Annotated in this window: 10 protein-coding genes and 3 tRNA genes; 3 read left to right on the top strand and 10 right to left on the bottom strand. The window is 57.5% G+C overall.

Annotated elements, in window-relative coordinates; translation table 11 throughout:
• Positions 1–91 precede the first annotated feature (91 nt).
• On the top strand, positions 92–1,123 hold the full coding sequence (locus QSJ36_RS09160; RefSeq protein ID WP_102731429.1) for a glycosyltransferase family 10: 1,032 nt from the start codon (positions 92–94) through the stop codon (positions 1,121–1,123).
• A 50-nt stretch (positions 1,124–1,173) separates the two neighbouring features.
• Here the strand turns inward: QSJ36_RS09160 and QSJ36_RS09155 are convergent.
• The 4 genes from QSJ36_RS09155 to QSJ36_RS09140 all read right to left on the bottom strand — a co-directional run bounded on the left by QSJ36_RS09155 (position 1,174) and on the right by QSJ36_RS09140 (position 3,676).
• A tRNA-Ile gene (locus tag QSJ36_RS09155) sits at positions 1,174–1,249 on the bottom strand.
• Positions 1,250–1,370: 121 nt separating this feature from the next.
• Positions 1,371–2,876 (bottom strand): MATE family efflux transporter, encoded by a 1,506-nt coding sequence (locus tag QSJ36_RS09150; protein WP_285468388.1) that lies wholly within the window; start codon positions 2,874–2,876, stop codon positions 1,371–1,373.
• Complete coding sequence (locus QSJ36_RS09145; protein WP_022397040.1) at positions 2,873–3,544, bottom strand: ubiquinone/menaquinone biosynthesis methyltransferase; 672 nt, start codon at positions 3,542–3,544, stop codon at positions 2,873–2,875. The genes QSJ36_RS09150 and QSJ36_RS09145 overlap by 4 nt, the downstream gene beginning before the upstream one ends.
• 57 nt (positions 3,545–3,601) lie before the next feature.
• Positions 3,602–3,676, bottom strand: a tRNA-His gene (locus QSJ36_RS09140).
• Positions 3,677–4,316: 640 nt separating this feature from the next.
• Between QSJ36_RS09140 and QSJ36_RS09135 the strand changes: the two genes are divergently transcribed.
• Positions 4,317–5,081, top strand: a complete 765-nt coding sequence (locus QSJ36_RS09135; RefSeq protein WP_022397042.1) for a hypothetical protein — start codon at positions 4,317–4,319, stop codon at positions 5,079–5,081.
• A gap of 37 nt (positions 5,082–5,118) precedes the next feature.
• Here QSJ36_RS09135 and dapF read toward each other — a convergent pair whose 3' ends face one another.
• The 6 genes from dapF to QSJ36_RS09105 all read right to left on the bottom strand — a co-directional run bounded on the left by dapF (position 5,119) and on the right by QSJ36_RS09105 (position 12,066).
• The gene (dapF, locus tag QSJ36_RS09130; RefSeq protein ID WP_285468385.1) at positions 5,119–5,943 is read right to left on the bottom strand and encodes a diaminopimelate epimerase; all 825 of its coding nucleotides are present in this window, start codon (positions 5,941–5,943) and stop codon (positions 5,119–5,121) included.
• A gap of 59 nt (positions 5,944–6,002) precedes the next feature.
• Positions 6,003–8,219, bottom strand: a complete 2,217-nt coding sequence (priA, locus tag QSJ36_RS09125; RefSeq protein WP_102726742.1) for a primosomal protein N' — start codon at positions 8,217–8,219, stop codon at positions 6,003–6,005.
• 27 nt (positions 8,220–8,246) lie between these two features.
• Positions 8,247–9,161: a peptide chain release factor N(5)-glutamine methyltransferase gene (gene prmC, locus QSJ36_RS09120; RefSeq protein ID WP_022397045.1), complete on the bottom strand. Its 915-nt coding sequence runs from the start codon at positions 9,159–9,161 to the stop codon at positions 8,247–8,249.
• Positions 9,162–9,176: 15 nt separating this feature from the next.
• Entirely contained in the window at positions 9,177–10,253 is a 1,077-nt protein-coding gene (gene prfA, locus QSJ36_RS09115; protein ID WP_022397046.1) for a peptide chain release factor 1, read from the bottom strand.
• Positions 10,254–10,492: 239 nt separating this feature from the next.
• Positions 10,493–10,568: transfer RNA gene (locus QSJ36_RS09110), tRNA-Glu, on the bottom strand.
• Between the two features lie 88 nt (positions 10,569–10,656).
• On the bottom strand, positions 10,657–12,066 hold the full coding sequence (locus tag QSJ36_RS09105) for a sodium:alanine symporter family protein (protein ID WP_285468382.1): 1,410 nt from the start codon (positions 12,064–12,066) through the stop codon (positions 10,657–10,659).
• Positions 12,067–12,414: 348 nt separating this feature from the next.
• Here QSJ36_RS09105 and QSJ36_RS09100 point away from each other — a divergent pair, with 348 nt between their 5' ends.
• On the top strand, positions 12,415–12,825 hold the full coding sequence (locus QSJ36_RS09100; RefSeq protein ID WP_022397048.1) for a GNAT family N-acetyltransferase: 411 nt from the start codon (positions 12,415–12,417) through the stop codon (positions 12,823–12,825).
• The last annotated feature ends 117 nt before the right edge of the window (positions 12,826–12,942 follow it).

Genomic DNA, 12,942 nt, shown 5'->3' with positions numbered 1-12,942 from the left:
GGCAAATATCTATGGCTTCATTCCCTGCACATTGACTATCCGCCTTGGACCTGTATAATCATCCCGCTGGTATTTTAGAAAAAATGGGGCAATGAAGGTAAAGATCGGATTCATGGAAGGTGCCGAGGAATGGCAGATCAAGGTGTTTTTATACCGTTTCAGGAATATTGATCCATCCATTCTCGAGTTTGAAATTGATAAGAACAATGCGGATTTTCTTATTGCCTTTCCATGGTTGTATAGGTCAACTAAAGAAACATTTCTTCAATTTTTACAGGAATCTGTAGGAAAAATCACGATCATGGACGTATTGGGGGAAGCTATCGCCCCCAATTTGAATCTGTTTGACTACCATATAGGGTTTGATCCGTCCGGCCAGGACGGGCGCGTGCTGGAAGCTCCCTATATTTTTTCTTACCGTGTTTTACTGGACAGCCTGTCTCCGGAAAATTTGTCCGGAGTCCTGGCCGGAAAAAGCGGCTTCTGCAATTATATTTATTCCCATGGGGAGGGGCATCCGTACCGCATCCAGTTATTCTCCCGCCTTTCCGCTTACAAGAAAGTCAATGCCATAGGCAAGCATTTGAATAATACGCCCTGTAATTTTCCCAGGGAGTCCGATGATTGGATGAAAGGAAGCGTGCTGCTGAAGGAACCTTATAAGTTTTCCATCTCCTGTGAAAATGCCTGGTACAGGGGATATTCCACGGAAAAAATAATCACGAGTTTCCAGGCCCGCTCCATTCCTGTTTACTGGGGTAATCCGTTAATTGAAGAAGAATATAACCCCAAAGCTTTTATCAATTGCCACCGTTTTTCCTCACTGGATGAAGTAGTGGCAGAGATCAGGAGAATTGATGAGGATGATGAGCTGTGGCGTTCCATGGTGGCGGAACCCAAGTGCCTCCCCTGGCAGATCGAACGCACACAGGAGAAGGAAGATAAAATGATGGCGGCGCTGTTGGAAATTTTTACATCGCCCGTGGAGCAGGTGAAAAAAAGGGGTGACGGCTTGTGGCTGGATCATTACAGGAATTTTTTCATCCGTCATTTAGGCAGCAGGAAGAAAACGCCTAAGGAAAAGCTGGAAATTAGATTGAAGAAGCTGTTCCGGCGGTCTTGAACGGTGCAAAAGAAAATCCCCGCAAGTTTTTAACTTGAGGGGATTTGTTTTGGTAGGCCCGGTAGGGTTCGAACCTACGACCAAGGGATTATGAGTCCCCTGCTCTAACCGCTGAGCTACGAGCCCGTTGAAGAACAACGTGGACGAATGCTAGCAGAATTTGAAGAGGAAAGCAAAGTTTTTATCCTGCTGTAAACGTTTTGGATTTGCAGACGGAAAGGCATGGAGGGTGAAGCGGAAAAAGGGCTCAGACCTGCAGTTTCGTCCAGCTCCGGCCCTTGACGATTTTATAGAGGATGGTGGACTGGACGGCCATTTCAAAGGCGAAGAGCAGCCAGATGCCCCACAGGGTCATGGTTTCCGGAGCCAGCTTGAACCAGACCCAGGTGCAGACGACGCGGAAGAAGCCCATGATGCCGTAGGAGATGAACATGACCCTCCGCGTGTCGCCCGCGCCGCGCAGGGACATTTTCATCACGATGCAGGCGGCAAAGAAGGGCTCCACCAGCAGCATGGTGCGCAGCACGGGAATGCCGGTGTCAATGAGCGTCATGTTCCCGTTGGAGAATATCTCCATGAAGAGGGAGGGGAAGGCGCAGAAGAGCACGCCCAGCCCCGTCATGAAGATGATGGCGTACCGCATGCATTTCCAGATGGTGATGCGGGCCATGAGCGCGTTCCGGGCGCCCAGGTACTGCCCCACCAGGGTGGAGGCCGCCATGCCGATGGCGAATCCGGGCAGGAAGCTTAGCGATTCAATGCGGACGGCGATGTTGTGGACGCCAAGCACGCCCTTGATGGGCAGTTCGCTGATGATGGAGAGGCAGAACATCTGGATGCCCCACATGCCGAAGACTTCCACGGCCTGCGGCAGCCCGATTTTCAGGATGCGCTTCTGCATGCCCATGTCCGGCCGCAGATGGGAGAAGCTGAGGTACAGCGGCGGAGCATAGTGTTCCCCGCGTTCCTTGACGAGTTCTTCCAGGGATTCGTTTTCTCTTCCCGCGAATATTTTTTTCCTGCGCCGCAGCATGATGAAGAGGAGCGCGCACATGCTGATGCCGTAGCCGCAGACCGTTCCCGCCGCAATGCCTCCGATGCGCCAGCCGCCCAGCGGGGCGTCCGCAAAGACGAAGGTGACGCTGAAAATGACGTTGAGGATGCCCACGCCCATCATGATCCAGAAGGGCAGCCGCGTGTCTCCGGAGCCGCGCAGGGCGGCATTGATGGCAAAGACCACGCCGCTGAAGGGAGCGGCGAACGCGGCCACATAGACGTATTGCAGGGCGTAGGCCCTGGCGGCTTCATTCATGGTCAGCACGTGCGTGACCAGGAAGCCGCTGCATGCGAAAAGCAGCCCGCAGGAGATGATGCCGGCCAGCAGCCCCAGCATGGCGGCCTGGTGCAGCCCGTGCTGCGCCTGGGGGTAATCCCTGGCTCCGGTCATGCGGGAGACGATGGCCGTGGCCCCCATCATGATGGACCCCTGGATGACGAAGCCGAACCACATGAGGAAGACGACAGCCCCCATGCCGTCGGAGATGTTGATGGTGTCCTGCGCGTCCAGCCCGATTTTGGTGGCAATGAAGAGGTCGGAGGAGGTGACGAAGAAGCTCAGAAGCTGTTCCAGGAAGGGCCAGAAGGCAATGACGGCGATCTGGCGGGGCAGGGACAGTCCGGCAAGTTTACCCCCCAGGCGGGCGCGCGACGCCCTGCCGCGGATAATGCCCTCTCTCGCGTCACCCGCACTCATCGCTGGGCGGTGTAGATGCTGGCGATCCCCCCGTTCAGGGGTTCCGCCGTGATGTTGCTGTAGCCGCAGTCCCGGAGCAGGTCCTGCATGGCCTGGCCGCTGGGAAAGGCTTCAATGCTTTCCGCCAGGTAGTCGTAGGCTTCCCGGTGGCCGGTCATCCAGCCTGCAATGACGGGGAGGATGCGGTGCAGGTAAAAACGGTAGGGGCTTTTCAGCAGGTTTTCAGGCAGGGAGAAATCCAGAATGAGCAAATGGCCCCCCGGCCGCAGCATGCGGCCCATTTCCCGCAGGGCGTCCGGATAGCTGGCCATGTTCCGCAGGCCGAAGGCGACGGTGACTGCATCATAGGATGCGGAGGAAAAGGGCAGGTTCATGGCGTCCGCACAGACCAGGTTGTCCAGTCCCCGTTTGGCCGCTACGTCCAGCATGGGCTGGCAGAAGTCGGAACCGGTCAGCCGGATTTCCGGCATGGCGTTCAGGATGGCCAGGGCCAGATCCCCGGTTCCCGTCGCCAGGTCCAGGAGGCGTTCCGGCTTCCATTCGGAGACGAGCTGCACGACGCGCTGCCGCCACAGCAGGTCCACGCCCATGCTCAGTACATGGTTGGTGGCCACATAGCGCGGCGCAATGGCGGAAAAAGCGGCTTTGACGAATTCTGGATTGCGCATGCGGATGGATAGTAAAAAAGAGCACCATAAGTGCTCTTTTTCATGAAGGAAAGGGGATGGGGTGTCGGACGGGGCTCGAACCCGCAACAACCAGAATCACAATCTGGGGCTCTACCATTGAACTACCGACACCATTTAATGTTGTGGTGCGGCAGACATTACCCGTCCTCTTCCGTTTTGGCAAGAAGAAAATGAGTTTGATGAGTTTTTTAGACGGAATATTTTCTCAAAAATAAAATAAGGGACGGGTAAAGCAATTATTTGTTTCCCATTTGGAAAGTTACGGGGTGTTTGCGTGGTCTTCTATTGAATCCTCCTGGATTTGATGTAGACTTTTTTATTGTGGGAATTGATGTAATACACACCGCCTTTCGGGCCAACCCGGTAGGTTCTGTTTTCCCGTGCCTGGAGGGCGCGGGGGGAGGTGTGTTTTCCGGGCACCATTCCGGCACACAGGGGCGTGTATTCCGGAAGGAGCGGCTTGCGGCTGCATTGGGGCAGAGAGAGGAGAAGAGGAAGGATGGCCGCCGGGAGGAAAAGAGAGTGCTTCATCAGAGCGTTATTATCTTTTCCAGAAGGTTGTTTTGTCAAGTTGGAGAGTCGTGCTGAACGGTTTTTTATGAGAAGAATATGATTTTTTCTGCATTATTTGAAAACGAATGTTTGAATTTATTTTATTTCCAATTATTGTTGCCACAGTCACAGATGCCTTTGAGTCGTTAACCAGCCAGTTGTCCCTATCCAAGCCATGAATTTCTTTCCTCACATTCCCATGTTGTCCACTGTGTTCAGCAGTATCGGCTGCTATTTACTGCCTTTTGGCGTCGTTTTACTGTGGCTTCTGTATGAATCAAGAAAAGTAAAGGCCATCCTCCTTGCCGGGCTGGTGATTCTGAGCATGGTGTGCATGTTTTTTCATGAGGCATGTGCTCCCAGCAGGGAATATCCGTGGGACTGCATGGTGGAGCACATATTTACAGGAACGCTTCTCCCGTTCCTCTGTCTGCTGGGATATATTCTGTACGTGTTTCTTTGCGCCTGCATCCCGGTGTACAGGAAGGTGTGGAAGGGCATCGGCTTTTTTGCCCTTGGAGTAATGAGCCTGGCTTTTGAGTACGTGAATGTTTCCTTTCCGGTGATGCTGCTGGCGGGTTATTTGTTCCGTTTCTTCCTCTTCCGGAAGTTCCGGAACCACATCCCCTTTGTCAGGAAGTGCCACGGAGTGCTTGCGATAGGAGTGGTGCCCGGAATTTGCCTGATCAGCGTTGTCAGCGCCATTTTGTTTCCCCCGCCGGAGAGTTTTATTTGTGAGAAGATCAATGAGGAAATGGCGCGTGACATGGCCCTGTGGAATTACCAGAGCAACCTGGTTCTGCTGTCCAGCCGTTTTCTGAATGTGGAACGCAAGAAGGACTGCATTACCGTAAAGTATTATTGCGAGACGAATATGGGCCCTGCCGTGTACAAGGCATTCTGCAACAATTACGGCGGTTATGTAAAGGCGGAGTGTTCCCTGCTGAACAGGCATGCTCCCTGATGACGGAGGACAACGGCGTTTTTCCGCGAGGGGCCGGTCAGAGTTCTATGTCTCCGGTAAAGACGAGGTCTGCCGGTCCGGTCAGCGTCACGTTGGTAAAGCGGTCTCCCGTGCGCTGGAAGCCTACTTTGAGCGTGTCCCCTCCCGCTACGTCCACTTGAATGGGTGAAGGGGCATCCGTCAATACGGCGTGCAGCAGCGCGCTGGCGGTCATGCCCGTTCCGCAGGCAAGCGTTTCATCCTCCACGCCGCGTTCATAAGTACGTATGGCGATGTGCCCCGGAGACAGGATTCTGGCGAAGTTGGCGTTGGTGCCTTTTGGAGAGAATGCGCTATGGTAACGCAGGTAGGCGCCCAGACGGGGAACGTCCAGGCCGTCCAGCTTGTCCAGAAACGCTACGGCGTGCGGAACGCCTGTATTCAGGAAGTGGACGTCCGCCCCCACCGCCGGGTCCGCATTCAGCACAAAGAGCTGCAGGGAGTGGGGATCCGTCAGGTTCACGGTGACATTCCCGTCCTTTTCAAAGGTGGCGGTCACGATGCCGGCCATCGTTTCAAAGGGGAGGGGAGCGGATTTGTCGTGATGAAGCAGGGCCGCGGCGAAGTTGCCGAAGCAGCGGGCTCCGTTGCCGCACATTTCCGCTTCTCCGCCGTCGGCATTGTAATAGCGCATGCGCACGGTTCCCCCTTTGCCCCGGGACGGTTCCACGGCAATCAGGCCGTCCGCCCCGATGCCGAAGCGGCGGTCGCACAGGGCTTCAATGGTCTCCTTGTCCAGCACGGAGGAAAGTTCCAGGTCACGGTTGTCCACCATGACAAAGTCATTTCCGGCGCCCGTCATCTTGTAGAAATGAAGCAGCATAATAGTAAGTTGTGTTGTGCCGGAATTTTAATGCGGCCGTCCGGATTTGGCAAGGCGGCTTACATGAATGACATGGCGTCCACGTCGATCACGGCGGTCAGGTCGTCCCCCAGCCCGGCTTCCTGCACCAGCTTCCGCAGGGTGCGGGAGAGGATGCGGGCGGACGGCCCCTTGACCGTGATCTGGAATCTGAACTGGCCGTGTGCGCGGGGAATGGGCGCCGGCATGGGGTCCGTCATCGTGGCTGGAGGGGGCAGCATGCCGCGGAGGCGCGCCGCGAGCGTGCGCGTGGCGAATTCCGCCATGTTTTCATGCTGGGAGCGTATGGTCAGCACGGCGATGTGGGTGAAAGGCGGCAGGTCGAAGGAGCGGCGCATTTCCAGCTCCTGCGCCGCAAAGCCGTCCGTATCGTGATGGCGGGCGTACTGCAGGGAAGGGGACTGGGGGGTAAAGGTCTGGATGATGACCTCCCCGGAAAGGTCGCCGCGGCCGGCGCGGCCCGCCACCTGCGTCAGAAGCTGGAAGGTGCGCTCTCCCGCGCGGGGATCCGGGATATGGAGACCCAGGTCCGCGTTCAGCACGCCCACCAGCGTCACGTTGGGAAAGTCCAGCCCCTTGGCAATCATCTGGGTGCCAAGGAGAATATCTATCTTATGGGCGCGGAACTGGTTCAGAATGGTTCTGACGGCGTTTTTGCGCCGGGCCACGTCCGCATCCACGCGCGTGATGCGCGCCGCAGGAAAGGTGCGCCGCAGGATTTCCTCCACCTTCTGGGTACCGTACCCCTGGAGCAGGATATTGGCGGACCTGCACTCCGGGCAGGTGCGGGGCGGCAGGGCCTTGAACCCGCACAGGTGGCACATGAGGCGGTCCTCCGTACGGTGGTAGGTCAGGGGCAGGGAGCAGTGCAGGCACGTCACCACGTGGCCGCAGTCCGGACACTGGATGGAGCGTGCGAATCCGCGCCTGTTGAGCAGAAGGATGACCTGTTCCCCCTTGTCCAGCCGCCGGTCGATGGACATTCTGAGCCGCTCGGAGATGACGTTGGGGCCGGATTTGTTTCTGCCCTCCGTCTTCATGTCCAGAATGCGGATGAGGGGGAGCTGCTGGCCGTCCGCCCTTTCCGTCAGCTTCACCAGGGAATATTTTCCGGTCAGGGCGTTATGGATGCTTTCCAGGGAAGGGGTGGCGGAGCCCAGGACCACGGCGCAGTCTTCCAGATGGGCGCGCAGCACGGCCAGGTCCCGCCCGTGGTAGCGGGGGGAGCTTTCCTGCTTGTAGGACGCGTCATGCTCCTCATCCACAATCACCAGCCCCAGGTTCTGAAGAGGGGCGAAGACGGCGGAACGGGGGCCGATGACGATGCGTGCTTTTCCGGAACGGATGGCGTGCCATTCGTCAAAGCGTTCTCCGTCCGATAGGAGGCTGTGCAGCACCGCCACGGAAGAGGGCAGTTCCGCAAAACGGGATTTGAAGCGCTGGACGGTCTGGGGCGTCAGGGAGATTTCCGGTACCATGATCAGGGCGGATTTTCCGGATTTCACCATTTGGGAGACGGCCTGAAGGTAAACCTCCGTTTTGCCGGAGCCGGTGACTCCTTGCAGGAGCACCGGTTTTTTGTGCTCCGCCGTGCACATGGCCGTGATTTCTTCCAGCGCCTTCTGCTGCTGGTCGTTCAGCTTCATGGGCTGGCTGGGGACGAACTGCTCTCCGGTGCTGGGGTCGCGGTGCACGGATTCCTCCTTCAGGGAGATGAAGCCCTTGGCCGCCAGGCTGCGGGCGATGTTCAGAGCCCCCGTGCCGAATGCGGCCAGAGGCGCTTCCATCTGTTCCGCAGATGAAAAATAATCCAGCATTTGGGCCTGCCGGGGCGCTTTGCGGTACAGGGCATCCAGCTCCTCACGGGACGGACGTTTTTCCAGATGCACCATTTTCCGCATTTTTTCCGCCGTGTTTTCCTGACGGACGGTTTCCGGGAGCAGGCAGCGGATCATTTGGTCCAGCGCTACGGAATAATAGTCCGCCGCCCAGGAAGCCAGATTCATCATGACCGGAGAAATCAAGGGTTCCGGGTCGATCAGTTTCAGAATGGGCTTGAGCCTGTCCTTCCAGGCAGGGTCCGGCTCGGACAGCGTAAGAACAGTGCCGGTGGCCGTCCTGTTGCGCAGGGGAACCTGCACGCGGCAGCCCGGCCTGACGTCCCCCGCTTCCGGCGGAATGCCGTAGTCCAGCACCAGATCGCTTTGTCCGTCAACCAGAATGCGCGCCGCCTGCATGGAGTGAAAGGGGGGAAGGAATAATTGTTAATGATAACCGAAGGGGAAGCGGGCTACGCCGCTCATGTCTTTCAGCACTTCAATGTAATTATAGCCGTAGCCGTCCATGATCTGCGTGACGGCTGCCGCCTGGTCATGTCCGATTTCCAGGGCTACGAAGCCGTTTTCATTCAGGTAGTCCCGGGCGCGGGCCAGAAAGCGTTCAATGATTTCCCAGCCTTCCGGGCCTCCGAACAGGGCCGTATGGGGATCTTTCATAACTTCCGGGGCAAGCTCCTCTCCATCCGCAATGTAGGGCAGGTTGGCCACGATGACGTCAAAGCGCATTTCCCGTCCGGCATCCTTCTCTTCCTCCTCAGGCACGGAAGCGGAAGAATCCGCTCCTTCCTGGCGCAGGACCGGTTTTTCCAGGGGGATGTTTTCAAACAGGTCCGTCTGGACGGTGGAGACCCTGGCTCCCAGCCGCATGGCGTTTTCCAGCGCCAGGTCCAGAGCCTGCGGGGAAATGTCCGCCAGAACGACTTCCTTCGCGCGCTCCTTGAGTTCCAGAGCCAGCGTGACGCCGATGATGCCGGAACCGGTACCCATGTCCAGCACGCGTACCGGACGGTCCGGGATTTTCTTTAACACCATTTCCACCAGTTCTTCCGTTTCCGGGCGGGGAATCAGGGCGCGCGCGTCCGTCAGGAAATCCCTCCGGAAAAATTCCGTGAACCCCAGCAGGTGCTGCAGCGGTTCTCCCGCCGCCCTTCGTTTCAGCAGCTCGCGGAGGGGAGCCAGTTCCGCTTCTTCAACAGGCCTGTCAAACCGGGAGTAAAGAGCCGTGCGGTTGCAGTGCAGAACATGGGCCATCAGGTGCTGCATGGTGGCGCGCGCCTCGTCACAGCCCTGGCGCGCCAGGTAGTCCGTGCCGGACTGAAGAACTTCCAGTAGGGTTTTCATGAAAGGAAAAGGGGGTTAGGACATGCCGGCTTCCGCCAGGCGTTCCTGCATTTCCGCATGCTGGAGAGCCATGATCAGGTCTTCCATCTGCCCCATCAGGATGCCGTCCAGATTGTGGGACGTATAGCCGATGCGGTGGTCCGTCAGGCGGTTTTGCGGGAAATTGTACGTCCGGATTTTTTCTTCACGGCCGCCGGAGCCAATGAGGTTGCGGCGTGCGGCGGAATATTTTTCCGCCTCTTCCCGCTTCTTGGCTTCAAAGAGCTTGGCGCGCAGAATCTTCATGCCTTTTTCACGGTTCTTCATCTGGCTGCGCTCTTCCTCGCAGCGGACATAGACGCCCGTAGGGATGTGCCAGATCTGCACGGCGGATTCCGTCTTGTTCACGTGCTGGCCGCCTGCGCCTCCGGAACGGCACACTTCAATGCGGAGGTCCTCCGGGCGGATTTCTATGTCCACTTCCTCCGCTTCCGGCATGACGGCCACGGTGGCGGTAGAGGTGTGGATGCGTCCCTGCGTTTCCGTGGTGGGCACGCGCTGCACGCGGTGCACGCCCCCTTCATACTTCAGGAAGCGGAACACTTCTTCCCCGGCAATGCGGCAGACGACTTCCTTGAAGCCGCCCACGTCTGACGGGCTGCTTTCCAGATGCTCAAAGCGCCAGCCGCGTTCTTCCGCAAAACGCTGGTACATCCGCAGCAGGTCTCCGGCAAACAGGGATGCTTCATCCCCGCCCGTTCCGGCGCGGATTTCAATAATGGCGTCCCGGTCTTCCGTCGTGTCGCGGGGGAGAAGGCTGTACTGGACGTCACTGCGCAATTTTTCCAGCGCCGCTTCCAGTTCCGGGATCTCCAGGGAGGCCAGCTCCGCCAGTTCCGGATCATCCGTCTTCGCCAGCTCCTGGTTGTCAGCCAGCTGCTGTTCCGTGGCGTTCAGGGCATCCCACGTGTCCATCAGTTCCTTCAGGCGGCGGTGCTCCCTCATGGTTTCAGAGGCCCGCTTCTGGTCATTGAAAAAATCCGGTTCGGCAATGACCGTTTCCAATTCTTCCAGGCGCTGGCGGCGTTTTTCAATGAGAGGTGTGTAATCCATGGCGTTTGCGTGTAAGGAATTCTAAAAGATAACAGGGCTTTCTGAAAGCCAAATCCGGGGGATGTAAGACATGTTCCGGCATTTGAAAAGGAGGGGGATACCGCTTCCTGCCGTCCTGTCCGCGCTTTCCTGATTCCGGAGGAACCGGACCAAAAGAAAACCGCAGCCATTACGTCTTTCCAATATGCCTTCCCTGGTAAGGAGGGGCGGAAGCATCGTAACTGCTGCGGCGGTAAAGCTGGCATCGCGTACGGGACTCGAACCCGTGTTGCCCGCGTGAAAGGCGGGAGTCCTAGACCGCTAGACGAACGCGACTTTTAGGTTTGCAGGGACTGCGCGGCGAAGTAAATACTACCGGAGGCTGAAAGGCAAGAATTATTTGAATCTGAATTTAAAAAAATCGTTATTTGCCTTCCGGAATGTGGGAATCGTCATAATCGTCCAGCCTGTGCTGCCAGAGGTAGTGCCGCGTTTGCTGGACAAGCACTCCGGAAAGGGCCAGCAGTGAAATAAGATTGGGAAGGGCCATCAGGCCGTTGGCGCAGTCCGCAAACACCCATACCAGGTCTATCTTGGAAACGCAGCCGGTAAAGACCGCCGCCACCCAGATGACGCGGTAAGGCGTGATCAGCCGGATGCCCCCCAGGTACTCCAGGGCTTTTTCCCCAAAGTAGGACCAGCCCAGGATGGTGGAGACTACAAAAGTGACCAAACTGACCGTCAGGAGGGGGGAGCCCACATAAGGAATTTTACTGAATGCCAGCGTAGTGAGCCGGGGGCCGTCACTGGACGAAATATCCGGGTGGGCGAGGATGCTGGTAGTCAGCACAATGCCCGTGAGTGCGCAGATGACCACGGTATCCCAGAACGGTCCGCTGGAAGAGATGAGCGCCTGCCGTACGGGGTTGCGGTTCTGTGCGGCGGCGGAGGCGATGGCGGCGGAGCCCAGCCCGGCTTCATTGGAAAAAAGGCCGCGGGCCACGCCGGTCCGCATGGCTGTCATGACGGCGGCGCCCACCACGCCCCCGGCGGCGGCTTCCCCGGTAAAGGCGCAGTCCAGAATGTACCGGATGGCCGGAAGAATGTAGTGGGACTGCACGGCCAGGATGTAGACACAGCCTATAATGTAAATTACCGCCATGAACGGGACGAAGAAGGCGCATGCCTTGGCAATGCTCCGGATGCCTCCCAGCATCACCAGGGCCGTCAGGATGGTCAGCACCGCAGCCGTTCCCCAGGAGGGAATGGCAAAGGCGTGGTGGAGCTGTTCCGCCGCGGCATTCCCCTGCGTCAGGTTGCCGATGCCGAAGGCGGCAATGGCCGTGAACACGGCAAAGGCTACGCCAAGCCATTTGCATTTCATGCCGCGTTCCAGCACAAACATGGGGCCGCCGCTCATGTTGCCGTCCTTGTTTTCCACCCGGTACTTGATGGCGAGCAGCCCCTCGGAATACCGTGTAGCCATGCCAAGAACGCCCGTCAGCCAGCACCAGAAAATGGCCCCCGGCCCTCCGGCGGCAATCGCCACCCCCACGCCGATGATGTTGCCCGCGCCGATGTTGGCGGCCAGGGCCACCATCAGGGAACTGAACGGGGAAATGTCCCCCTTGTCCGTATGGTCCTTCACAAAGTACAGTTTCAGGGCCTTGAGCAGGTAGCGCTGCGGAAAGCGCAGAATGACGGTGAGGTACAGGTGAGTGCCCAGCAGCATGATGAGCAGAGGCCATCCCCACAGGAAACTGCTGAAGGCGGACAGCCAGGTTGTGAGCGCGTCCCCGGTCTGGAAGAAGGCGTTTTGCAGGGCTTCAAGCATACCGGAAAGACTCTAAGGAAAAATGCTGTGGTGGCAAGTCCTTAAAACACGGGAAGGGCACGGAAAAACAACTTCTGCGGTTCCGGCGGCGGAAAGCCATTTATAAGGGCGCACTGGCTTCATCTGCCATGGAGAACGGCACGGGCTGGTCCGGAAGCCAGCTTCCATGTGATCCATGTGGAGGAATGCCTCAGGCGCCTCCGGCTCTCCTCATGCTGTTTAATGAAGAATGAAGGAATGGATGATCGTTGCTTGTCTCCGGGGTCTGCGGCCTTTATCATAAGGCCCATGGCCTGGCATGCGGACGTCATGCCGCGTTCCGGCCATCAGCTTGAACCAAGAGGGAAAATGATTGTTTTTACGGAAGAAAAGAAGTTTACCAGGGAAAAAGTGCAGGAGCTGTTCCTGTCCGTTGGATGGATTTCCGGCCAGTATCTGGCCCGGTTGTACAAGGCCCTGATGAATTCGTCCACGGTATTTACCGCGTGGGATGGCGACCGGCTGGTCGGGCTGGTGCGGTTGCTGGACGACGGCGAGCTGGTAGCCTACATGCACTATGTCCTGGTGCATCCCGACTATCACGGCAGGGGAATTGCGGGAAAAATGATGGAAATGGTCAAGGAGAAGTACAAGGACTACCTGTACATTGAAATCATGCCGGAGGAGAGCAGGAACGCCGCCTTTTATGAAAAGCATGGCTTCCATGCCATGGAAGACGGCGTACCCATGCAGTGGTGCAATTTTTCAAACAGGACTTAACGCCCGCGGCTGGACAGTCAATTTCCGGCAAGCGCGGAAGGCGGGGCGTTATTTCGTGTGGCCGGGATACAGTAAACCCGCGGGTATCCTTTCGGATCTTGGCTCCGCGGGTTTACC

Source organism: Akkermansia sp. NBRC 115031 (assembly GCF_030268505.1).
GTDB lineage: Bacteria > Verrucomicrobiota > Verrucomicrobiia > Verrucomicrobiales > Akkermansiaceae > Akkermansia > Akkermansia massiliensis.
Note: the sequence above shows the minus strand (reverse complement) of the source record. Positions and strands in the feature narration are given on the sequence as shown.